Annotated in this window: 19 protein-coding genes; 10 read left to right on the forward strand and 9 right to left on the reverse strand. The window is 56.0% G+C overall.

The features are described 5' to 3' along the window. The 10 genes from ABLX76_RS12730 to dcuB all read left to right on the forward strand — a co-directional run. The coding region (locus tag ABLX76_RS12730; RefSeq protein ID WP_072082015.1) for an elongation factor Tu at positions 1 to 98 on the forward strand (98 nt) is incomplete at its 5' end. A gap of 337 nt (positions 99 to 435) precedes the next feature. Beyond that, entirely contained in the window at positions 436 to 819 is a 384-nt protein-coding gene (secE, locus tag ABLX76_RS12735) for a preprotein translocase subunit SecE (RefSeq protein ID WP_002883772.1), read from the forward strand. A 1-nt stretch (position 820) separates the two neighbouring features. After that, entirely contained in the window at positions 821 to 1,366 is a 546-nt protein-coding gene (gene nusG / locus ABLX76_RS12740; RefSeq protein WP_001287521.1) for a transcription termination/antitermination protein NusG, read from the forward strand. 156 nt (positions 1,367 to 1,522) lie between these two features. After that, the gene (rplK, locus tag ABLX76_RS12745) at positions 1,523 to 1,951 is read left to right on the forward strand and encodes a 50S ribosomal protein L11 (protein WP_002884034.1); all 429 of its coding nucleotides are present in this window, start codon (positions 1,523 to 1,525) and stop codon (positions 1,949 to 1,951) included. A 3-nt stretch (positions 1,952 to 1,954) separates the two neighbouring features. After that, entirely contained in the window at positions 1,955 to 2,659 is a 705-nt protein-coding gene (rplA, locus tag ABLX76_RS12750) for a 50S ribosomal protein L1 (RefSeq protein ID WP_002884036.1), read from the forward strand. A 289-nt stretch (positions 2,660 to 2,948) separates the two neighbouring features. Further along, the gene (gene rplJ / locus ABLX76_RS12755) at positions 2,949 to 3,446 is read left to right on the forward strand and encodes a 50S ribosomal protein L10 (RefSeq protein ID WP_001207203.1); all 498 of its coding nucleotides are present in this window, start codon (positions 2,949 to 2,951) and stop codon (positions 3,444 to 3,446) included. Positions 3,447 to 3,512: 66 nt separating this feature from the next. Continuing rightward, positions 3,513 to 3,878 (forward strand): 50S ribosomal protein L7/L12, encoded by a 366-nt coding sequence (gene rplL, locus ABLX76_RS12760; protein WP_002884142.1) that lies wholly within the window; start codon positions 3,513 to 3,515, stop codon positions 3,876 to 3,878. A gap of 324 nt (positions 3,879 to 4,202) precedes the next feature. Next, positions 4,203 to 8,231 carry a DNA-directed RNA polymerase subunit beta gene (gene rpoB, locus ABLX76_RS12765; RefSeq protein WP_004206758.1) on the forward strand — a complete coding sequence of 1,343 codons (4,029 nt, stop codon included), beginning with the start codon at positions 4,203 to 4,205 and terminating at the stop codon, positions 8,229 to 8,231. A 76-nt stretch (positions 8,232 to 8,307) separates the two neighbouring features. Further along, positions 8,308 to 12,531, forward strand: a complete 4,224-nt coding sequence (rpoC, locus tag ABLX76_RS12770; RefSeq protein WP_023291591.1) for a DNA-directed RNA polymerase subunit beta' — start codon at positions 8,308 to 8,310, stop codon at positions 12,529 to 12,531. Positions 12,532 to 12,927: 396 nt separating this feature from the next. Continuing rightward, on the forward strand, positions 12,928 to 14,268 hold the full coding sequence (dcuB, locus tag ABLX76_RS12775; protein WP_004206756.1) for an anaerobic C4-dicarboxylate transporter DcuB: 1,341 nt from the start codon (positions 12,928 to 12,930) through the stop codon (positions 14,266 to 14,268). Positions 14,269 to 14,311: 43 nt separating this feature from the next. Here the strand turns inward: dcuB and ABLX76_RS12780 are convergent, their stop codons facing one another. The 9 genes from ABLX76_RS12780 to thiC all read right to left on the reverse strand — a co-directional run bounded on the left by ABLX76_RS12780 (position 14,312) and on the right by thiC (position 22,324). Then, entirely contained in the window at positions 14,312 to 14,629 is a 318-nt protein-coding gene (locus ABLX76_RS12780) for a PTS lactose/cellobiose transporter subunit IIA (RefSeq protein WP_004206755.1), read from the reverse strand. 3 nt (positions 14,630 to 14,632) lie between these two features. Then, on the reverse strand, positions 14,633 to 14,938 hold the full coding sequence (locus ABLX76_RS12785) for a PTS sugar transporter subunit IIB (protein ID WP_002884150.1): 306 nt from the start codon (positions 14,936 to 14,938) through the stop codon (positions 14,633 to 14,635). A gap of 172 nt (positions 14,939 to 15,110) precedes the next feature. Further along, the gene (locus ABLX76_RS12790; protein WP_017901111.1) at positions 15,111 to 16,643 is read right to left on the reverse strand and encodes a sensor domain-containing diguanylate cyclase; all 1,533 of its coding nucleotides are present in this window, start codon (positions 16,641 to 16,643) and stop codon (positions 15,111 to 15,113) included. 316 nt (positions 16,644 to 16,959) lie between these two features. Beyond that, positions 16,960 to 18,093, reverse strand: coding sequence for a 2-iminoacetate synthase ThiH (gene thiH, locus ABLX76_RS12795; RefSeq protein WP_241515621.1), 1,134 nt, complete (start codon positions 18,091 to 18,093; stop codon positions 16,960 to 16,962). Further along, entirely contained in the window at positions 18,090 to 18,860 is a 771-nt protein-coding gene (thiG, locus tag ABLX76_RS12800) for a thiazole synthase (protein ID WP_241515620.1), read from the reverse strand. Before thiG ends, thiH begins: the two co-directional genes overlap by 4 nt. A 1-nt stretch (position 18,861) precedes the next feature. After that, on the reverse strand, positions 18,862 to 19,062 hold the full coding sequence (gene thiS, locus ABLX76_RS12805) for a sulfur carrier protein ThiS (protein WP_017901114.1): 201 nt from the start codon (positions 19,060 to 19,062) through the stop codon (positions 18,862 to 18,864). Further along, a complete protein-coding gene (gene thiF / locus ABLX76_RS12810; protein WP_101978688.1) occupies positions 19,046 to 19,801 on the reverse strand; it encodes a thiazole biosynthesis adenylyltransferase ThiF in 756 nt (251 codons plus the stop codon). The genes thiS and thiF overlap by 17 nt, the downstream gene beginning before the upstream one ends. Beyond that, positions 19,794 to 20,429 carry a thiamine phosphate synthase gene (thiE, locus tag ABLX76_RS12815; RefSeq protein ID WP_101978687.1) on the reverse strand — a complete coding sequence of 212 codons (636 nt, stop codon included), beginning with the start codon at positions 20,427 to 20,429 and terminating at the stop codon, positions 19,794 to 19,796. Before thiE ends, thiF begins: the two co-directional genes overlap by 8 nt. Continuing rightward, a complete protein-coding gene (gene thiC, locus ABLX76_RS12820; RefSeq protein WP_048296413.1) occupies positions 20,429 to 22,324 on the reverse strand; it encodes a phosphomethylpyrimidine synthase ThiC in 1,896 nt (631 codons plus the stop codon). The genes thiE and thiC overlap by 1 nt, the downstream gene beginning before the upstream one ends. Positions 22,325 to 22,372 lie beyond the last annotated feature (48 nt).

Raw genomic sequence — 22,372 nt, forward strand, 5'->3', positions numbered from 1 at the left:
TGATCCACCCGATCGCGATGGACGATGGTCTGCGTTTCGCAATCCGTGAAGGCGGTCGTACCGTTGGCGCGGGCGTGGTTGCTAAAGTTCTCGGCTAATCGCTGATAACATTTGACGCAATGCGCAATAAAAGGGCATCATTTGATGCCCTTTTTGCACGCTTTCACACCAGAACCTGGCTCATCAGTGATTTTATTTGTCATAATCATTGCTGAGACAGGCTCTGAAGAGGGCGTTTATACACCAAACCATTCGAGCGGTAGTGCGACGGCAAATCAGTATCCTTCTTTGCAACAGCAGGGCAGGGGCGACAGAACCGTCAGCGTTGAAGCAATTTGAATAGTTAAGTGTATAATCCGAAACTTAATTTCGGTTTGGATCGCCTCGCCCCCGCGGGGTGAAATTGTTTGTAGAATACTTCTGACAGGTTGGTTTATGAGTGCGAATACCGAAGCTCAAGGGAGCGGGCGCGGCCTGGAAGCGATGAAGTGGATTATCGTTGCCGTGCTGCTGATCGTGGCGATCGTGGGCAACTTCCTTTATCGCGACATTATGCTGGCGGTGCGTGCGCTGGCCGTGGTTATTCTTATTGCTGCTGCCGGTGGCGTCGCGCTGTTGACGACGAAAGGTAAGGCGACCGTTGCTTTTGCTCGCGAAGCGAGAACCGAAGTTCGTAAAGTGATTTGGCCGACTCGCCAGGAAACGCTGCATACTACGCTGATTGTTGCTGCCGTGACTGCAGTAATGTCACTGATCCTGTGGGGACTGGATGGTATTCTGGTTCGCCTGGTCTCCTTTATCACTGGCCTGAGGTTCTGAGATGTCTGAAGCTCCTAAAAAGCGCTGGTACGTCGTTCAGGCGTTTTCCGGTTTTGAAGGTCGCGTAGCCACGTCGCTGCGTGAACATATCAAATTACATAACATGGAAGAGTTATTTGGTGAAGTCATGGTCCCGACCGAAGAAGTGGTTGAGATCCGTGGCGGCCAGCGTCGCAAAAGCGAACGTAAATTCTTCCCGGGCTACGTTCTGGTCCAGATGGTCATGAACGACGCAAGCTGGCACCTGGTGCGCAGCGTACCGCGCGTGATGGGCTTCATCGGCGGTACCTCTGACCGTCCGGCGCCGATCAGCGACAAAGAAGTCGACGCCATCATGAATCGTCTGCAGCAGGTTGGCGATAAGCCGCGTCCGAAAACGCTGTTTGAACCGGGTGAAATGGTTCGCGTTAACGACGGTCCGTTCGCTGACTTTAACGGCGTGGTGGAAGAAGTGGACTATGAGAAGTCCCGCCTGAAAGTTTCCGTTTCTATCTTCGGTCGTGCGACCCCGGTAGAACTGGACTTCAGCCAGGTTGAGAAGGCGTAAGCCGGCGATCAAAAAAGCAGCGATTTAATCGTTGCATAGGGCGCGAAATTGGCATACAATTTCGCGCCTTTTGTTTTTATGGGCCCGGCCCGTAAAACGATGTTTAATCACGGGGAGCTTCTCTGAAGCGTTAATACCCAATTTGAGGATTTAAGAATGGCTAAGAAAGTCCAAGCCTACGTCAAGCTGCAGGTTGCAGCTGGTATGGCGAACCCGAGCCCGCCGGTCGGCCCAGCACTGGGTCAGCAGGGCGTGAACATCATGGAATTCTGCAAAGCGTTCAACGCCAAAACTGATTCCCTGGAGAAAGGTCTGCCGATCCCGGTTGTTATCACCGTTTACGCTGACCGTTCCTTTACCTTTGTTACCAAGACTCCGCCGGCTGCTGTTCTGCTGAAGAAAGCTGCAGGCATCAAGTCTGGTTCCGGTAAGCCGAACAAAGATAAAGTGGGTAAAATCTCCCGCGCTCAGCTGCAGGAAATCGCGCAGACCAAAGCTGCCGACATGACTGGTGCCGACATTGAAGCGATGACTCGCTCCATCGAAGGTACTGCACGTTCCATGGGCCTGGTAGTGGAGGACTAAGAAATGGCTAAACTGACCAAGCGCATGCGCGTGATCCGTGAGAAAGTTGATGCAACTAAACAGTACGACATCAACGAAGCCATCGCTCTGCTGAAAGAGCTGGCCACCGCTAAATTTACCGAAAGCGTAGACGTTGCCGTTAACCTCGGCATCGACGCGCGTAAATCTGACCAGAACGTCCGTGGCGCAACTGTACTGCCGCACGGTACTGGCCGTTCCGTTCGCGTAGCCGTATTTACCCAGGGCGCAAACGCTGAAGCTGCTAAAGCTGCAGGCGCTGAGCTGGTAGGTATGGAAGATCTGGCTGAGCAGATCAAAAAAGGCGAAATGAACTTTGACGTTGTTATTGCTTCCCCGGATGCAATGCGCGTTGTTGGCCAGCTGGGTCAGGTTCTTGGTCCGCGTGGCCTGATGCCGAACCCGAAAGTGGGTACCGTAACTCCGAACGTTGCTGAAGCGGTTAAAAACGCGAAAGCAGGTCAGGTTCGTTACCGTAACGACAAAAACGGCATCATCCACACCACCATCGGTAAAGTGGACTTTGACGCTGACAAACTGAAAGAAAACCTGGAAGCTCTGCTGGTTGCGCTGAAAAAAGCAAAACCGACTCAGGCGAAAGGCGTGTACATCAAGAAAGTTAGCATCTCCACCACCATGGGTGCAGGTGTTGCAGTAGATCAGGCTGGCCTGAACGCTTCTGCAAACTAATGCCTTTACGTGGGCGGCGAATTTGTCTACAATCTTCGCCCACGTTTGCTAACGATGGTTAGCAGGTAACCGAATTGTTCGTTGGAGCCTGGCCTATCCAGGCCTCCGTCGAAGACCGCAGGTGTTTCGCAAGAAACTTAATCCCCTGCGTAGACGGTGACAGAACGCTAAGATTATTTTTGGATATTCTGGCTTGTTTCTGCTCACCGTATTTAGACGCTCTTTTCGTTGAATTGAGTGAAGTGAGTTCCAGAGCATAGGCTCTGGCAAACATCCAGGAGCAAAGCTAATGGCTTTAAATCTTCAAGACAAACAAGCGATTGTTGCTGAAGTCAGCGAAGTAGCCAAAGGCGCGCTGTCTGCAGTAGTTGCGGATTCCCGTGGCGTAACTGTAGATAAAATGACTGAACTGCGTAAAGCAGGTCGTGAAGCTGGCGTATACATGCGTGTTGTTCGTAACACCCTGCTGCGCCGCGTCGTTGAAGGTACTCAGTTCGAGTGCCTGAAAGACACGTTTGTTGGTCCGACCCTGATTGCATACTCTATGGAACACCCGGGCGCTGCTGCTCGTCTGTTCAAAGAGTTCGCGAAAGCGAATGCAAAATTTGAGGTCAAAGCCGCTGCCTTTGAAGGTGAGCTGATCCCGGCGTCGCAGATCGACCGCCTGGCAACTCTGCCGACCTACGAAGAAGCAATTGCACGCCTGATGGCAACCATGAAAGAAGCTTCGGCTGGCAAACTGGTTCGTACTCTGGCTGCTGTACGCGATGCGAAAGAAGCTGCTTAATCGCAGTTATCATTGTAAAGCATTCGCTTACGTATAAACTTATTCTGATATTCAGGAACAATTTAAATGTCTATCACTAAAGATCAAATCATTGAAGCAGTATCCGCTATGTCCGTAATGGACGTTGTTGAGCTGATCTCTGCAATGGAAGAAAAATTCGGTGTTTCCGCTGCTGCTGCTGTAGCTGTAGCTGCTGGCCCGGTTGAAGCTGCTGAAGAAAAAACTGAATTCGACGTAATTCTGAAAGCTGCTGGCGCTAACAAAGTTGCTGTTATCAAAGCAGTACGTGGCGCGACTGGCCTGGGTCTGAAAGAAGCTAAAGACCTGGTAGAATCTGCTCCGGCTGCACTGAAAGAAGGCATCAGCAAAGACGACGCTGAAGCTCTGAAAAAATCTCTGGAAGAAGCTGGCGCTGAAGTTGAAGTTAAATAAGCCAACCCTTCCGGTTGCAGCCTGAGAAATCAGGCTGAGGCTGGTGACTTTTTGGTCACCAGCCTTTTTGCGCTGTAAGGCGCCAGTAGCGTTTCACGCTGTTTGACTACTGGTTTGCCTCTCAATGCTTGTTTCTATCGACGACTTAATATACTGCGACAGGTTAGGGTTCCTGGGCTGTGTAAATCGCAATGAAATGGTTTAAGCGTGATAGCAACAGGCATTGCGGAAAGTGTTCCATTTTCCGGTCAACAAAATAGTGTTGCATAAAAAACTGCCCTCTGCGGGCAGATGGGTCGACTTGTCAGCGAGCTGAGGAACCCTATGGTTTACTCCTATACCGAGAAAAAACGTATTCGTAAGGATTTTGGTAAACGTCCACAAGTTCTGGATGTGCCATATCTCCTTTCTATCCAGCTTGACTCGTTCCAGAAGTTTATCGAGCAAGATCCTGAAGGGCAGTACGGTCTGGAAGCTGCTTTCCGTTCCGTGTTCCCGATTCAGAGCTACAGCGGTAATTCCGAGCTGCAATACGTCAGCTACCGTCTGGGCGAACCGGTTTTTGACGTTAAAGAATGTCAGATCCGTGGCGTGACTTACTCTGCACCGCTGCGCGTAAAACTGCGTCTGGTGATCTACGAGCGCGAAGCGCCGGAAGGCACCGTCAAAGACATTAAAGAACAAGAAGTCTACATGGGCGAAATCCCGCTCATGACCGACAACGGTACCTTCGTCATCAACGGTACCGAGCGTGTTATCGTTTCTCAGCTGCACCGTAGCCCGGGCGTCTTCTTTGACAGTGACAAAGGTAAGACTCACTCATCCGGTAAGGTTCTGTATAACGCACGTATCATCCCTTACCGCGGTTCCTGGCTGGACTTCGAATTCGACCCGAAAGACAACCTGTTCGTTCGTATCGACCGTCGTCGTAAGCTGCCGGCTACCATCATCCTGCGCGCGCTGAATTACACCACTGAGCAGATCCTTGACCTGTTCTTCGAAAAAGTGGTCTTTGAAATTCGCGACAACAAGCTGCAGATGGAGCTGATTCCGGAGCGTCTGCGCGGTGAAACCGCCTCCTTCGATATCGAAGCCAACGGCAAAGTGTACGTTGAGAAAGGCCGTCGCATCACGGCTCGCCATATCCGTCAGCTGGAAAAAGACGATATCAAGCATATCGAAGTGCCGGTTGAATATATCGCGGGCAAAGTGGCGGCTAAAGACTATATCGATGAAGCGACTGGCGAACTGATCTGCCCGGCGAACATGGAGCTGAGCCTGGATCTGCTGGCTAAGCTGAGCCAGTCTGGCCACAAGCGCATCGAAACGCTGTTTACCAACGATCTGGACCACGGGCCATACATCTCTGAAACGGTACGCGTCGACCCGACTAACGATCGTCTGAGCGCGCTGGTAGAAATCTACCGCATGATGCGCCCTGGCGAGCCGCCGACTCGTGAAGCCGCTGAAAGCCTGTTTGAGAACCTGTTCTTCTCCGAAGACCGCTACGATCTGTCCGCGGTTGGTCGTATGAAGTTCAACCGTTCTCTGCTGCGCGATGAAATCGAAGGTTCCGGTATCCTGAGCAAAGACGACATCATCGAAGTGATGAAGAAGCTCATCGATATCCGTAACGGTAAAGGCGAAGTGGACGATATCGACCACCTCGGCAACCGTCGTATCCGTTCCGTTGGCGAAATGGCGGAAAACCAGTTCCGCGTTGGCCTGGTACGTGTAGAACGTGCGGTGAAAGAGCGTCTGTCTCTGGGCGATCTGGATACCCTGATGCCTCAGGATATGATCAACGCCAAACCGATTTCCGCAGCAGTGAAAGAGTTCTTTGGTTCCAGCCAGCTGTCTCAGTTTATGGACCAGAACAACCCGCTGTCTGAGATCACGCACAAACGTCGTATCTCCGCACTCGGCCCAGGCGGTCTGACCCGTGAGCGCGCAGGCTTCGAAGTTCGAGACGTACACCCGACTCACTACGGTCGCGTATGTCCAATCGAAACGCCTGAAGGTCCGAACATCGGTCTGATCAACTCCCTGTCCGTATACGCGCAGACCAACGAATATGGCTTCCTCGAGACGCCGTATCGTAAAGTGACCGACGGTGTGGTTACCGACGAAATTCACTACCTGTCTGCTATCGAAGAAGGCAACTACGTTATCGCTCAGGCGAACTCCAACCTGGATGAAAACGGCCACTTCGTAGAAGATCTGGTGACCTGCCGTAGCAAAGGCGAATCCAGCTTGTTCAGCCGCGACCAGGTTGACTACATGGACGTATCCACCCAGCAGGTGGTATCCGTCGGTGCGTCCCTGATCCCGTTCCTGGAACACGATGACGCCAACCGTGCATTGATGGGTGCGAACATGCAACGTCAGGCCGTTCCGACTCTGCGCGCTGATAAGCCGCTGGTTGGTACCGGTATGGAACGTGCTGTAGCCGTCGACTCCGGCGTTACTGCCGTTGCTAAGCGCGGCGGTACCGTTCAGTACGTGGATGCTTCCCGTATCGTTATCAAAGTTAACGAAGACGAGATGTACCCGGGCGAAGCGGGTATCGACATCTATAACCTGACCAAATATACCCGTTCTAACCAGAACACCTGCATCAACCAGATGCCTTGTGTGTCCCTGGGCGAACCTATCGAGCGCGGCGACGTGCTGGCCGACGGCCCGTCCACCGACCTCGGTGAGCTGGCGCTGGGTCAGAACATGCGCGTCGCGTTCATGCCGTGGAACGGCTACAACTTCGAAGACTCCATCCTCGTTTCCGAGCGTGTTGTCCAGGAAGACCGTTTCACCACTATCCACATTCAGGAACTGGCGTGCGTGTCCCGTGACACCAAGCTGGGGCCGGAAGAGATCACCGCTGACATCCCGAACGTGGGTGAAGCTGCGCTCTCCAAACTGGATGAGTCCGGTATCGTTTATATCGGTGCGGAAGTGACCGGCGGCGACATTCTGGTTGGTAAGGTTACGCCGAAAGGTGAAACCCAGCTGACGCCGGAAGAGAAACTGCTGCGTGCGATCTTCGGTGAGAAAGCGTCTGACGTTAAAGACTCTTCTCTGCGCGTACCGAACGGTGTCTCTGGTACCGTTATCGACGTTCAGGTCTTTACCCGTGACGGCGTAGAAAAAGACAAACGTGCGCTGGAAATCGAAGAGATGCAGCTGAAGCAGGCCAAAAAAGACCTGTCTGAAGAACTGCAGATCCTCGAAGCCGGTCTGTTCAGTCGTATCTACGCGGTGCTGGTCTCCGGCGGCGTTGAAGCTGAGAAGCTCGACAAACTGCCGCGCGATCGCTGGCTGGAACTGGGCCTGACCGACGAAGAGAAACAAAATCAGCTGGAACAACTGGCTGAGCAGTACGACGAACTGAAACACGAGTTCGAGAAAAAACTCGAAGCGAAACGCCGCAAAATCACCCAAGGCGACGATCTGGCACCGGGCGTGCTGAAGATTGTTAAGGTATACCTGGCCGTTAAACGCCGTATCCAGCCTGGTGACAAGATGGCAGGTCGTCACGGTAACAAGGGTGTTATCTCTAAGATCAACCCGATCGAAGATATGCCGCACGATGCTAACGGTACGCCGGTAGATATCGTCCTGAACCCGCTGGGCGTACCGTCTCGTATGAACATCGGTCAGATCCTGGAAACTCACCTGGGTATGGCTGCGAAAGGCATCGGCGATAAGATCAACGCCATGCTGAAACAGCAGCAGGAAGTCGCGAAACTGCGCGAGTTCATCCAGCGTGCCTACGATCTGGGCGCTGACGTTCGTCAGAAAGTTGACCTGAATACCTTCAGCGATGAAGAAGTTCTGCGTCTGGCTGAAAACCTGCGTAAAGGTATGCCGATCGCAACGCCGGTGTTCGACGGTGCGAAAGAAGCGGAAATTAAAGCGCTGCTGCAGCTGGGCGACCTGCCGACTTCCGGTCAGATCACCCTGTTCGACGGCCGCACCGGTGAGCAGTTCGAGCGTCCGGTAACCGTGGGTTACATGTACATGCTGAAACTGAACCACCTGGTCGACGACAAAATGCACGCGCGTTCCACCGGTTCTTACAGCCTGGTGACTCAGCAGCCGCTGGGTGGTAAGGCGCAGTTCGGTGGTCAGCGCTTCGGTGAGATGGAAGTGTGGGCGCTGGAAGCATACGGCGCAGCCTACACCCTGCAGGAAATGCTCACCGTTAAGTCTGATGACGTGAACGGTCGTACCAAGATGTATAAAAACATCGTGGACGGCAATCACCAGATGGAACCGGGCATGCCGGAATCCTTCAACGTACTGTTGAAAGAAATTCGCTCGCTGGGCATCAACATCGAACTGGAAGACGAGTAATTCTCGCTCAAACAGGTCACTGCTGCCGGGTTAACGCCCGGCAGCGGAATGTGCTAACTCCGACGGGAGCAAATCCGTGAAAGACTTATTAAAGTTTCTGAAAGCGCAAACTAAAACCGAAGAGTTTGATGCGATCAAAATTGCTCTGGCTTCGCCAGACATGATCCGTTCATGGTCTTTCGGTGAAGTTAAAAAGCCGGAAACCATTAACTACCGTACGTTCAAACCTGAGCGTGACGGCCTTTTCTGCGCCCGTATCTTTGGGCCGGTAAAAGACTATGAGTGCCTGTGCGGTAAGTACAAGCGCCTGAAACACCGCGGTGTGATCTGTGAGAAGTGCGGCGTTGAAGTGACCCAGACTAAAGTGCGTCGTGAGCGCATGGGCCACATCGAGCTGGCATGTCCGACTGCGCACATCTGGTTCCTGAAATCCCTGCCGTCCCGTATCGGCCTGCTGCTGGATATGCCGCTGCGCGATATCGAACGTGTACTGTACTTTGAATCCTATGTGGTTATCGAAGGTGGCATGACCAACCTCGAACGCAACCAGATTCTGACCGAAGAACAGTACCTGGACGCGCTGGAAGAGTTCGGTGACGAATTCGACGCGAAGATGGGTGCGGAAGCGATCCAGGCGCTGCTGCGCAATATGGATCTGGAGCAGGAATGCGAGCAGCTGCGTGAAGAGCTGAACGAAACCAACTCCGAAACCAAGCGTAAAAAGCTGACCAAGCGCATCAAGCTGCTGGAAGCCTTCGTACAGTCTGGCAACAAGCCGGAGTGGATGATCCTGACCGTTCTGCCGGTACTGCCGCCAGATCTGCGTCCGCTGGTTCCGCTGGATGGCGGTCGTTTCGCGACGTCTGACCTCAACGATCTGTATCGTCGCGTGATCAACCGTAACAACCGTCTGAAACGTCTGCTGGATCTGGCTGCGCCGGATATCATCGTACGCAACGAAAAACGTATGCTGCAGGAAGCGGTTGACGCCCTGCTGGACAACGGTCGTCGCGGTCGTGCGATCACCGGTTCTAACAAACGTCCTCTGAAATCTTTGGCCGATATGATCAAAGGTAAACAAGGTCGTTTCCGTCAGAACCTGCTCGGTAAGCGTGTTGACTACTCCGGTCGTTCTGTTATCACCGTAGGTCCATACCTGCGTCTGCATCAGTGCGGTCTGCCGAAGAAAATGGCGCTGGAGCTGTTCAAACCGTTCATCTACGGCAAGCTGGAACTGCGTGGCCTGGCCACCACCATCAAAGCCGCTAAGAAGATGGTTGAGCGCGAAGAAGCTGTCGTTTGGGATATCCTGGACGAAGTTATCCGCGAACACCCGGTCCTGCTGAACCGTGCGCCGACCCTGCACCGTCTGGGTATCCAGGCATTCGAACCGGTTCTGATCGAAGGTAAAGCCATCCAGCTGCACCCGCTGGTTTGTGCGGCATACAACGCCGACTTCGATGGTGACCAGATGGCTGTTCACGTACCGCTGACGCTGGAAGCCCAGCTGGAAGCGCGTGCGCTGATGATGTCTACCAACAACATCCTGTCCCCGGCGAACGGCGAACCAATCATCGTTCCGTCTCAGGACGTTGTACTGGGTCTGTACTACATGACCCGTGACAGTGTTAACGCCAAAGGCGAAGGCATGGTGCTGACTGGCCCGAAAGAAGCTGAGCGTATTTATCGCGCCGGCCTGGCCTCTCTGCATGCGCGCGTTAAAGTGCGTATCACTGAATACGAAAAAGACGACAATGGTGAGTTTGTCGCGAAAACCAGCCTGAAAGACACGACCGTTGGCCGTGCCATTCTGTGGATGATCGTACCGAAAGGTCTGCCGTTCTCTATCGTGAACCAGGCGCTTGGTAAGAAAGCGATCTCCAAGATGCTGAACACCTGTTACCGTATTCTGGGCCTGAAACCGACCGTTATTTTCGCGGACCAGACGATGTACACTGGCTTTGCTTACGCAGCGCGTTCAGGTGCATCCGTTGGTATCGATGACATGGTCATCCCGGAGAAAAAATACGAAATCATCAGCGAAGCGGAAGCGGAAGTTGCTGAGATTCAGGAACAGTTCCAGTCCGGTCTGGTGACCGCGGGCGAACGCTATAACAAAGTTATCGATATCTGGGCTGCGGCGAACGATCGTGTATCCAAAGCGATGATGGATAACCTGCAAACCGAAACCGTGATTAACCGTGATGGTCAGGAAGAGCAGCAGGTTTCCTTCAACAGCATCTACATGATGGCCGACTCCGGTGCGCGTGGTTCTGCTGCACAGATTCGTCAGCTGGCCGGTATGCGTGGTCTGATGGCGAAGCCGGATGGCTCCATCATCGAAACGCCGATCACCGCGAACTTCCGTGAAGGTCTGAACGTACTCCAGTACTTCATCTCCACGCACGGTGCGCGTAAAGGTCTGGCGGATACCGCACTGAAAACAGCGAACTCCGGTTACCTGACTCGTCGTCTGGTCGACGTTGCCCAGGACCTGGTCGTCACTGAAGACGACTGCGGCACCCTGGAAGGCATCACTATGACGCCGGTTATCGAAGGTGGCGACGTTAAAGAGCCGCTGCGCGATCGCGTACTGGGTCGTGTGACGGCGGAAGACGTGCTGAAGCCGGGTACTGCGGATATTCTGGTTCCACGCAACACGCTGCTGCACGAGCACTGGTGTGACCTGCTGGAAGCGAACTCCGTTGACTCCGTCAAAGTGCGTTCCGTTGTATCCTGTGACACCGACTTTGGTGTATGTGCGCACTGCTATGGTCGTGACCTGGCGCGTGGCCACATCATCAACAAAGGTGAGGCTATCGGCGTTATCGCGGCACAGTCCATCGGTGAGCCGGGTACACAGCTGACGATGCGTACGTTCCACATCGGTGGTGCGGCATCTCGTGCGGCTGCTGAATCCAGCATCCAGGTGAAAAATAAAGGTAGCATCAAGCTCAGCAACGCGAAGTCGGTTGTGAACTCCAGCGGTAAACTGGTTATCACTTCTCGTAACACCGAGCTGAAGCTGATCGACGAATTCGGTCGTACCAAAGAGAGCTATAAAGTGCCTTACGGTGCGGTTATGGCGAAAGGCGACGGTGAGCAGGTTGCCGGCGGTGAAACCGTCGCAAACTGGGATCCGCACACCATGCCGGTTATCACCGAAGTGAGTGGTTTTATCCGCTTCACTGACATGATCGACGGCCAGACCATTACTCGTCAGACCGACGAGCTGACCGGTCTGTCTTCGCTGGTGGTTCTGGACTCTGCAGAACGTACCGCAGGTGGTAAAGATCTGCGTCCGGCGCTGAAAATCGTTGATGCTCAGGGCAACGACGTTCTGATCCCAGGTACCGATATGCCTGCTCAGTACTTCCTGCCGGGTAAAGCGATTGTTCAGCTGGAAGATGGCGTACAGATCAGCTCTGGTGACACCCTGGCGCGTATTCCGCAGGAATCCGGCGGTACCAAGGACATCACCGGTGGTCTGCCGCGCGTTGCGGACCTGTTCGAAGCACGTCGTCCGAAAGAGCCGGCTATTCTGGCTGAAATCAGCGGTATCATTTCCTTCGGTAAAGAAACCAAAGGGAAACGTCGCCTGGTTATCACCCCGGTAGACGGTAGCGAGCCGTACGAAGAGATGATTCCGAAATGGCGTCAGCTCAACGTGTTCGAAGGTGAACGTGTAGAACGTGGTGACGTAGTTTCCGACGGTCCGGAAGCACCGCACGACATTCTGCGTCTGCGTGGCGTACATGCTGTGACCCGTTACATTGTTAACGAAGTCCAGGACGTATACCGTCTGCAGGGCGTTAAGATTAACGATAAACACATCGAAGTTATCGTTCGTCAGATGCTGCGTAAAGCCACCATCGAAAGCGCAGGCAGCTCCGACTTCCTCGAAGGCGAGCAGGTGGAATACTCCCGCGTCAAGATCGCGAACCGCGAACTGGAAGCGAACGGCAAAGTGGGCGCAACGTTCTCCCGCGATCTGCTGGGTATCACCAAAGCGTCTCTGGCCACCGAGTCCTTCATCTCCGCGGCATCGTTCCAGGAGACCACTCGCGTGCTGACCGAAGCAGCCGTTGCGGGCAAACGCGACGAACTGCGCGGTCTGAAAGAGAACGTCATCGTGGGTCGTCTGATCCCGGCCGGTACCGGTTATGCGTACCACCAGGATCGTATGCGCCGTCGCGCTGCTGGCGAACTGCCGGCGGCACCGCAGGTGAGCGTGGAAGAAGCATCTGCCAACCTGGCAGAGCTGCTCAACGCAGGTCTGGGCGGTTCTGACAACGATTAATCGTTGATGCACTGCTAAAAAGCCGGTCAGGTTTCCTGACCGGCTTTTTTATTGCCTGTTCTCCGCAGTCCCCGTCTTTAATTACATTTACGCCATATCCAGGATGCAATTTTTTAGCAATTAATTCATAAAAAATATCCTTTAGCCTTTCACCTCAAAAACCTTTCTTTATATATGGGTAAAACTTCTACTCATATCAAAAAATAAACAATTCAAAGAGGATATATTCAAAATACCTGATGAATCATGGGATTACTGCTGCTGCTTTATCTTCGGCGCGACGGCCTGGAGAGGGATCGCTGCATCTCATGCTTCCCCCAACAAGGCGCAGAAATAATCCCGGAAGCAGGTAGGGATCATTACTTTAGGTCTGAGCGGACAGGCTCTGGGGGCTGCATGGAATTCGCGATACAACTCATTATTATCTTAATTTGTCTGTTTTATGGTGCCCGAAAAGGCGGTATTGCGCTGGGGCTGCTGGGCGGCATCGGTTTAGTGATCCTCGTCTTTGTTTTTCATCTCCAGCCGGGTAAACCGCCGGTTGATGTGATGCTGGTGATCATTGCGGTGGTGGCCGCCTCGGCGACGCTGCAGGCGTCCGGCGGCCTGGATGTCATGCTGCAGATTGCCGAGAAGCTGCTGCGGCGTAATCCAAAATATGTCTCTATCGTGGCGCCTTTCGTCACCTGCACGCTGACTATCCTCTGCGGTACCGGTCACGTGGTGTATACCATCCTGCCGATTATCTACGATGTGGCGATTAAGAATAACATTCGCCCGGAGCGTCCGATGGCCGCCAGCTCCATTGGCGCCCAGATGGGGATCATCGCCAGCCCGGTCTCGGTGGCGGTGGTCTCGCTGGTGGCGATGCTGGGGAATTTTACCTTTAACGGTAAACATCTGGAGTTTCTCGATCTGCTGGCGATAACCATTCCTTCCACACTGCTGGGCATTTTAGCCATCGGCATCTTCAGCTGGTTCCGTGGCAAAGATCTGGATAAAGACGAAGCCTTCCAGGCGTTTATTGCGGTACCGGAGAACCGCCATTACGTCTATGGCGATACGGCGACGCTGCTGGATAGAAAGTTGCCCACCAGCAACTGGATAGCGATGTGGATTTTTCTGGCCTCCATCGCTGTGGTGGCGCTGCTCGGCGCCTTCTCTGAACTGCGTCCGGCCTTTGACGGTAAACCGCTGTCGATGGTGCTGGTGATCCAGATGTTTATGCTGCTCTCCGGGGCGCTGATCATCATCATTACTAAAACCAACCCGGCATCGATTTCCAAGAATGAGGTCTTTCGTTCGGGAATGATCGCTATCGTCGCGGTGTACGGCATCGCCTGGATGGCGGAGACCATGTTTGGCGCTCACATGACCGAAATTAAAGGCGTGCTCGGGGAGATGGTCAAAGAGTATCCATGGGCCTATGCCATCGTGCTGCTGCTGGTTTCGAAGTTTGTAAACTCGCAGGCGGCAGCGCTGGCGGCGATTGTTCCGGTGGCCCTGGCCATCGGCGTCGACCCGGCCTATATCGTGGCTTCTGCGCCGGCCTGCTATGGCTACTATATTCTGCCGACCTACCCCAGCGATCTGGCGGCAATCCAGTTTGACCGCTCAGGGACCACCCATATTGGCCGCTTTGTGATTAACCACAGCTTTATCCTGCCCGGGCTCATCGGCGTTGGCGTCTCCTGCGTTTTTGGCTGGGTATTCGCTGCGATGTACGGCTTTCTGTAAGCGGGGACGGGCGCCGGCAGCGACGCCCGTTCAATTCGAGAGATTATTGCGCGAGGGGCAGGCGACGGTATAGTTCAATCATATCGGTCGCCAGATCCTGAATGACCATGGCGTTCATCAGATGGTCCTGAGAATGCACGGTGATCAGGTTGACCGGTAGCTTACCGCTGCCTTCATCCAGGCCGATAAGCTGGGTCTGAATTTTATGCGCATGTTTGACGAACTCATGGGACTCGGCCATGGCCTGCTCCGCTGCGGCAAAATCGCCTTTCCGCGCCAGCTGTAGCGCCGTCAGCGCCGCGCTGCGCGCAGAACCCGCGTTAACCAGCAGCTCCATGATGATCGTTTCTAAATCTTCCATCGATTACTCCAGCATCTTAAGGGCTTTATCCAGAACGGCATCACCTTTCATCATGCCGTAGTCCATCATATCGATCACGGCGACCTTTTTGCCGAACGGGTCGGCCAGCGCCTGCAGCTTCGCCTGCTCATATTTCACCTGCGGGCCGAGCAGAATAATGTCGGCGGCGGCCAGATTATCTTTAAACTCGGCGACCGGTACGGCCTTGATTGAGACCTCAACACCTTTCTTCTGCGCGGCATCTTGCATACGCTGAACCAGCATGCTGGTAGACATACCGGCGGCACAGCACAAAACGATATTCTTCATAGTCAGTGGCCCTTGTGTTCCGTGATGTCTTATGTTTATCGCGGCCCTGACGATGCGACAACCGCTTTACCGTGATTGTGTGTAAGTCATCACACAAAAATTGAAACCGGTTTCATTTTTGCCGGAAAAAATAAAAAAGCCCACCGAAGTGGGCGGTTGCGGCGCTAAAGTCCTAGGCGCGCAGGATACGGTTTTTACCCTGCTGTTTGGCTTTGTACAGCGCTTCATCGACGCTCACCACCAGTTTATCCAGCGGCTCCATGTTCCATTCCCCCAGCCCGGCGCTGAAGGTGACCGTCAGGCCATCTTCGCGCCACGTGCGCCGTTCGACGTTTACCCGCCATGTTTCCAGCAGCGTGCGGGCGTTATCAATATGTTCGGCAGGAAAGACCACCGCGAACTCTTCACCACCATAGCGATAGAGGGATATCTCCAGCGGCTGGAGGACCTGCAGCCCTTCGCGGGCGACGTTACGCAGAACGATATCGCCGTTGAGGTGACCCCAGGTGTCGTTGATCGATTTAAAGTTATCGATATCGACCAGCGCGAGGGCGAACGGCTGATGATCGTTCATCAGCGCGGCAATATCGCTGTCGAAGGCGCGGCGGTTCTTGCAGCCGGTGAGCGCGTCAATGGTCGCCTGGCGGACGTAGGTCAGTTCGCGCTGCTTATTAGTTTCAATGGCTTTACTCAGCATCGCCTCGAGGCGTGGGGCGCGTTTGACGTCGCCGGTTTTAATCGCATTGATGATATTCATCAGCACGGTGCGGGAGGCATGACGCAGATAAAGGCCGAACAGGATGATGATGATCGCCGCGAGGGCGAAACCGCCGATCACTAAATTGGTTTCATGGCGCGTCAGATTAACCAGGGTGGTGTTATCGACACGGAAAATCACAAACCAGTCGGGATTGGTAAAGGAGTAATAGTAATACCAGGTGTCGCTCCCGGGATCGTAAAGCTGCCCCTCGCCGCTGGTCATTTTATCCATCAGCTCATTACTGACGAAGGGTTTAAACAGCGCCCCAGGGTCGGAGTGCAGGACCACTTTGCCATCACGCTGCACCACAAAAAACTCGCCCTGTACGGGGGCGACCATCTGGCGCAGCGCGAACCCCATGGAGGTGAGATCGAGATGAAAGGCCAGGCTGCCCTTGAGTTTCCCCTCCGGGGTGATGATGGGTTTGAAAATGGTAATCGTCGGATGGTGGGTAAAAAAATCCATATATGGGCTGGTGTAGTGGCTGAAGGTGCTGGCTTCCGCCTGTTTGATAAACCAGGGCCGCGTTCTGGGATCGAAAGCCTGACTGTCTTCATTTTCCAGCACCTCCGGGGCGCGCAGATAGTGGCCCTCGGTATCCGCCAGCGAGATGGATGAGACGCTCGGCATCATGTTCTGTAACTGCATCAGCGTCGTTAACCCTTTCTCCGGTTCCACATTGACTGCGCGATTCAGTTCGTCATTGCGGGCAAAGAAGGCGACCGCGCGCCCAAGGATAAAATCATTTTCCCGCAGCAGGGTTTCCGTGTAGTTGATCGCCAGGTTGTGGGTAAAGTTGCGGTTAATGTCGTGATAATCTTCAAGAAAATCTTTTCGCTGCGCCAGGGTGACAAAAATAGCGATCAGCATAAAACTGAGCAAGATGCCGGCAAACCCCACGACGATCGGCGTCGTGAAAGAGAGCTTTCTGTTGTGTAGAGCCATGAATCGTTAATCGTCCCGGATGTATAAACCATGGGTCCGAACGCAGGTTGCGACTGCGACGCCTGCCGATCGAATCAGTTAACTATTGCTCAATTATAACTCTGAGGCCTTCATGTATCGTGATTTATATTCGGCGACAATGTACAGGCCCTCGATCAGCGCGGAGAGGCAGGGCGAAAATGAGGAAGAAAAGGTTCGCCCTGGTCAGCGTCCGCTGCTGACCCGGGCAGAATAGAAAAAGGGCGCCTGGCGGGCCAGCCTCCGTTTTTCATCTCTCGTGCAGGCGCGCAAAAATATCAGGCGCTTACACTGTACATCATGAGGTTTGCGAGGCGCGTCCCAGCCAGCTGTCCCAGTCTTTCCACACCGGCTGCAGGCCGCGGGCAGCCAGCGCGCTGGCGACTTCTTCAGGCCGACGGTCATCGTGCGGCGCGAACTGCTCAAGCTCCGGATGGTCGTCGGCGTAACCCCCGGGCTGGGTTTTGGAGAAGGCGCTGACGTTATTGATCGCCAGCGGGATCACCCGGTCGCGGAACCAGGGGGATTCGCGGGTGGATAGCGACAGCTCAACCTCCGGCGCCAGCAGGCGGAAGGCGCAGATGGTCTGCACCAGCTGACGCTCATCCATTAGCGAGGCCGGTTCAATGCCGCCGGCGCAGGGACGCAGACGCGGGAAGGAGACCGAATAGCGGCTGCGCCAGTAGCGTTGCTGCAGCCATAACAGGTGCTCAGCGACCATAAAGCAGTCCACCCGCCAGCTGTCGGAAAGGCCGATCAGCGCGCCAAGGCCGATCTTATCGATCCCCGCCTCGCCCAGGCGATCCGGCGTATCCAGCCGCCAGAAGAAATCCTGCTTTTTCCCTTTCAGGTGGTGCTGAGCGTACATGCTTTCGTGATAGGTCTCCTGATAGACCATCACTCCGTCGAGCCCCAGGGTTTTCAGCTCGGCATACTCGTCGGTCGCCAGCGGCTGCACCTCCATATGCAGCGAGGCAAACTGGCTGCGGATTGCCGGCAGGTGCTGGCGGAAATAATCCATTCCCACCTTGCCCTGATGCTCACCGGTCACCAGCAGCAGATGCTCAAAGCCCAGGTCGCGGATCGCGGCGCACTCGCGGGCAATCTCGGCAGCATCCAGCGTCTTGCGCTTAATGCGGTTGCTCATCGAGAAGCCGCAGTAGGTGCAGTCGTTGGCGCACAGGTTGGAGAGATACAGCGGCACGTAGAAGCTGACGGTATTGCCGAAGCGCTGACGGGTAAGCCGCTGCGCGCGCTGGGCCAGAGGTTCAAGATACCCGGCCGCCGCCGGCGAAAGCAGGGCCATCATGTCGTCGCGGGTCAGCTGTTTGGCCGCCAGCGCCCGTTCGACATCGGTGGCGGTTTTACCGTTGATGCGCAGGCGGATGTCGTCCCACTCCAGCTGCCGCCAGCGATCGCTGAAGGTTTTCATGCCAGCGCCTCCAGGAATCCGGTGAGCGGGCTGGTGGCCTGCGCCTGCGCGCTGCGCGCCCCCGGTCCGGCCTGACGGGCCAGCAAGCCGGCCTCGACCGCCATACGGAAAGCGTGGGCCATGGCCACGGGATCGTCGGCGACGGCAATAGCGGTATTGACCAGCACCGCGTCCGCGCCCATTTCCAGCGCCCGCGCCGCATGGCTTGGAACGCCGATGCCGGCGTCGACCACCACCGGCACCGTCGCCTGCTCGATAATAATCTCCAGCATGGCTTTGGTTTCCAGCCCCTGATTGGAGCCGATCGGCGCGCCCAGGGGCATCACCGCCGCGCAGCCAGCCTCTTCCAGCCGTTTACACAGCACCGGGTCGGCGCCGCAGTAGGGCAGCACCACGAACCCTTCGCGGACCAGCAGCTCCGCCGCTTTCAGGGTTTCAATCGGGTCGGGCAGCAGCCAGCGGGCGTCCGGGTGGATCTCCAGTTTCAGCCAGTGGGTGCCCAAGGCTTCCCGTGCCAGACGGGCGGCAAACACCGCCTCTTCCGCTGTCTTGGCGCCCGAGGTATTCGGCAGCAGGCTGACTCCCGCCGCCAGCAGCGGGGCGAGGATGGCGTCATTGTGCTGACGTAAATCGACGCGCTTCATCGCCAGGGTGACCAGCTGGCTGCCCGAGGCGCGAATCGCCTCAACCATCACCTCCGGGGCGGCGAATTTGCCGGTACCGGTGAAAAGATGGGATTCAAATGTTTTGTCTGCAATACGTAACATGTCAGCCTCCAGCGATAACCTGAAAAAGCAGGACTCGATCGCCTTCCTGCAAGAGATGATCTTCCCACCGGTCGCGCGGCAGAATGTGTTGATTGAGCGCCAGCGCGACGCCCGGCTGCAGCTGTTCGAGCTGGGTCAGCAGGGCGCTGACGCTGAGATGGTCGGCGCACGCCAGCGGCTCGTCGTTAAACCAGATCTGCATGCCGCCCTCCGCAAATCGGGCAGCCCCGGGAACGCTGTAGCGCCAGGTTACGCCAGTTGCTGGTGCGGGCGTCGAACAGCCGCAGAGTGTTGCGCGGCGTCGTCATGCCGCTGAGCAGCTTAATGGCTTCCAGCGCCTGCAGCGTGCCCATCATGCCGACCACCGGGCCGACGATCCCCGCGGTGCGGCAGTTGCGCTGCGGTTCGTCGCTATCCGGCCACAGGCAGCGATAGCAGCCCTGCGTCCAGGGGGGAGTGAGCACCATCAGCTGACCGCCGAAGCCGACGGCGCTGGCGGTCACTAACGGGATGTCGAGGGCCACGCAGGCGGCATTGATCGCCTGGCGGGTGACCATGTTATCGGTACAGTCCAGCACCACGTCCGCTTTCGCCACCTCGGCGCGCAGCGCCTCGCCGCTTAATCGCTGCTGGAGCGCAACCAGTTTGATCTGCGGATTTAGCTGGCTGAGCCGCATCTTTGCCGCCGCGGCTTTTGGCCGATCGATATCCGCGCTGGTGAACAGGATCTGCCGCTGCAGATTGCTCAGATGCACGGCGTCGTCATCGGCCAGGGTCAGCGTCCCGACGCCAGCCCCGGCCAGATAGAGCGCCGCCGGGGAGCCCAGCCCGCCAAGGCCGATAATCAGCACCCGGCTGGCTAACAGCTTCTGCTGCCCCTCGATGGCGATATCCTCCAGCAGCAGCTGACGGCTATAGCGCATAAAGTCGTGATCATTCATCGCCCGCTCCCGCCAGCGCCAGCAGCTGGTCGGTCGCTGCCCGCCAGTCCGCCGCCTGGGTGATGGCGCTGACCACTGCGATGCTGCCGACGCCTGTCGCCAGCACCGCCGGGGCCTTTTCAAGGCTAATTCCGCCGATCGCCACGGTGGGGTAATCCGCCAGGCGTTGGATATGTCTGGCAAGCTGCTCGAGCCCCTGCGGCGCGGAGGGCATCTGTTTGGTTTGCGTCGGGAAGACGTGACCCAGGGCGATGTAAGAGGGGCGCGCCGCCAGGGCGACATCAATCTCCATATCGTCATGGGTGGAGACGCCCAGACGTAGCCCGGCTTGGCGGATGGCGCTCAGATCGGTGGTTTCCAGATCTTCTTGTCCGAGATGCACGCCGTAGGCCTGGTGCTTGATTGCCAGTCGCCAGTAATCGTTAATGAACAGCCGGGCGTGATAGCGGCGGCCAAGGGCGATGGCGGCGATGACGTCATCCTCCACCTCGCTGTCGCGTCGGTCTTTGATGCGTAACTGAAGAGTACGTACCCCGGCTTCGAGCAGGCGCTCAATCCACGCCACGCTGTCCACTACCGGGTAGAGTCCGAGACGAAACGGGACGGGTGGAAAATCAGGCTGATACATCAGACTTCCTCCTGTTTCAGGTAGATTTCGCCGCCGCGGGCGCGGAAGTGATGCGACATATCGGCCATGCCGGCGTCGATGGCCTGTCTGGCGGCGTAGTCGCGGACTTCCTGAGTGATCTTCATTGAGCAGAATTTCGGACCGCACATGGAGCAGAAGTGGGCAACTTTGCCGGATTCCTGCGGCAGGGTTTCATCGTGATAGGCCCGGGCGGTAAACGGATCCAGCGCGAGGTTAAACTGGTCTTCCCAGCGGAATTCAAAGCGCGCCTTCGACATGGCGTTATCGCGGATCTGCGCCCCGGGGTGACCTTTCGCCAGGTCGGCGGCGTGGGCGGCGATTTTGTAGGTAATCAACCCCTGCTTCACATCCTCTTTGTTGGGCAGGCCGAGATGCTCTTTCGGCGTGACATAGCACAGCATGGCGCAGCCGAACCAGCCGATCATCGCCGCGCCGATGCCGGAGGTGAAATGGTCGTAGCCCGGCGCAATGTCGGTGGTGAGCGGCCCGAGGGTGTAGAACGGCGCTTCGTGGCAGTGCTCCAGCTCCTCGGTCATATTGCGACGGATCATCTGCATCGGCACGTGGCCGGGGCCCTCGATCATCACCTGCACGTCATACTCCCAGGCGATTTTCGTCAGCTCGCCGAGGGTGCGCAGCTCGGAGAACTGCGCTTCGTCGTTGGCATCCTGAATGGAGCCGGGGCGCAGGCCATCGCCCAGCGACAGCGATACGTCATAGGCGGCGCAGATTTCGCAGATTTCGCGGAAATGCTGGTAGAGAAAGTTTTCCTGATGGTGCGACAGGCACCATTTGGCCATGATTGAGCCGCCGCGCGAAACGATGCCGGTCAGACGCTTCGCGGTCATCGGGACGTAGCGCAGCAGTACGCCGGCGTGAATGGTGAAGTAGTCGACGCCCTGTTCGGCCTGTTCCAGCAGGGTATCGCGGAAGGCTTCCCAGGTGAGGTTCTCGGCGATGCCGTTGACTTTCTCCAGCGCCTGGTAAATCGGTACGGTGCCGATCGGTACCGGGCTGTTACGCAGGATCCACTCGCGGGTTTCGTGGATATAGCGGCCGGTGGAGAGATCCATCACCGTATCGGCGCCCCAGCGGGTGGACCAGACCAGCTTCTCGACCTCTTCTTCGATGGAGGAGGTCACCGCCGAGTTGCCGATATTAGCATTCACTTTTACCAGGAAGTTGCGGCCGATAATCATCGGCTCAGACTCCGGGTGGTTGATATTGGCCGGGATGATGGCGCGCCCGGCGGCCACTTCATCACGGACGAACTCAGGGGTGATGTTTTCCGGCAGGCGGGCGCCGAAGCCTTCGCCGGCATGCTGCTGGCGCAGAACTTCGCTGCGAATACGTTCGCGGCCCATGTTTTCGCGAATGGCGATGAACTCCATCTCCGGGGTGACGATCCCCTGGCGGGCGTAGTGCAGTTGGGTAACACATTTGCCGGCAACGGCGCGTTTTGGCGTCAGCTGGCTATTGAAGCGCAGCTCATCAAGGCCGTCATCGGCCAGCCGCGCTTTGGTATAGGCCGAGCTGCGTTCGCTGAGCGGGGCGCAGTCATTGCGCGCGTCGATCCACGGCTGGCGCAGCCTGGCCAGCCCCTGGCGGACATTAATGCCAATATCCGGGTCGCCATAAGGTCCGGAGGTGTCATACACCGGGATCGGTTCGTTGGCTTCGTACTGTGGGTTATCGTTATCGCCGCCGACGAGGGTTGGGCTGAGCTGGATTTCACGCATTGGGACGCGGATATCCGCTTGTGAACCTTGAATGTAGATACGGCGTGAATTAGGGAAAGCAGCGCCTTCCAGCGTATCGATAAATCGCTGCGCGTGCTCGCGTAGCTCACGACGGGTCAGTTTGGTAGTAGACATAGCGCATTCCAGATGAAAAGGACATGGCTTGTCAGACGACGGATGGAG

This window comes from Klebsiella sp. JB_Kp004 (assembly GCF_040065795.1).
Classification (GTDB): domain Bacteria; phylum Pseudomonadota; class Gammaproteobacteria; order Enterobacterales; family Enterobacteriaceae; genus Klebsiella; species Klebsiella quasipneumoniae.

What these genes read in the sequence shown, in the direction of transcription:
- thiG (WP_241515620.1), bottom strand. Translation starts at nt 18,860, where the DNA reads ATGTTACGTATTGCAGACAAAACATTTGAATCCCATCTTTTCACCGGT.
- thiE (WP_101978687.1), bottom strand. Translation starts at nt 20,429, where the DNA reads ATGTATCAGCCTGATTTTCCACCCGTCCCGTTTCGTCTCGGACTCTAC.
- rplJ (WP_001207203.1), top strand. Translation starts at nt 2,949, where the DNA reads ATGGCTTTAAATCTTCAAGACAAACAAGCGATTGTTGCTGAAGTCAGC.
- rplA (WP_002884036.1), top strand. Translation starts at nt 1,955, where the DNA reads ATGGCTAAACTGACCAAGCGCATGCGCGTGATCCGTGAGAAAGTTGAT.
- dcuB (WP_004206756.1), top strand. Translation starts at nt 12,928, where the DNA reads ATGGAATTCGCGATACAACTCATTATTATCTTAATTTGTCTGTTTTAT.
- nusG (WP_001287521.1), top strand. Translation starts at nt 821, where the DNA reads ATGTCTGAAGCTCCTAAAAAGCGCTGGTACGTCGTTCAGGCGTTTTCC.
- ABLX76_RS12780 (WP_004206755.1), bottom strand. Translation starts at nt 14,629, where the DNA reads ATGGAAGATTTAGAAACGATCATCATGGAGCTGCTGGTTAACGCGGGT.
- rplK (WP_002884034.1), top strand. Translation starts at nt 1,523, where the DNA reads ATGGCTAAGAAAGTCCAAGCCTACGTCAAGCTGCAGGTTGCAGCTGGT.
- rplL (WP_002884142.1), top strand. Translation starts at nt 3,513, where the DNA reads ATGTCTATCACTAAAGATCAAATCATTGAAGCAGTATCCGCTATGTCC.
- ABLX76_RS12785 (WP_002884150.1), bottom strand. Translation starts at nt 14,938, where the DNA reads ATGAAGAATATCGTTTTGTGCTGTGCCGCCGGTATGTCTACCAGCATG.
- thiF (WP_101978688.1), bottom strand. Translation starts at nt 19,801, where the DNA reads ATGAATGATCACGACTTTATGCGCTATAGCCGTCAGCTGCTGCTGGAG.
- thiC (WP_048296413.1), bottom strand. Translation starts at nt 22,324, where the DNA reads ATGTCTACTACCAAACTGACCCGTCGTGAGCTACGCGAGCACGCGCAG.
- thiH (WP_241515621.1), bottom strand. Translation starts at nt 18,093, where the DNA reads ATGAAAACCTTCAGCGATCGCTGGCGGCAGCTGGAGTGGGACGACATC.
- rpoB (WP_004206758.1), top strand. Translation starts at nt 4,203, where the DNA reads ATGGTTTACTCCTATACCGAGAAAAAACGTATTCGTAAGGATTTTGGT.
- thiS (WP_017901114.1), bottom strand. Translation starts at nt 19,062, where the DNA reads ATGCAGATCTGGTTTAACGACGAGCCGCTGGCGTGCGCCGACCATCTC.
- secE (WP_002883772.1), top strand. Translation starts at nt 436, where the DNA reads ATGAGTGCGAATACCGAAGCTCAAGGGAGCGGGCGCGGCCTGGAAGCG.
- ABLX76_RS12790 (WP_017901111.1), bottom strand. Translation starts at nt 16,643, where the DNA reads ATGGCTCTACACAACAGAAAGCTCTCTTTCACGACGCCGATCGTCGTG.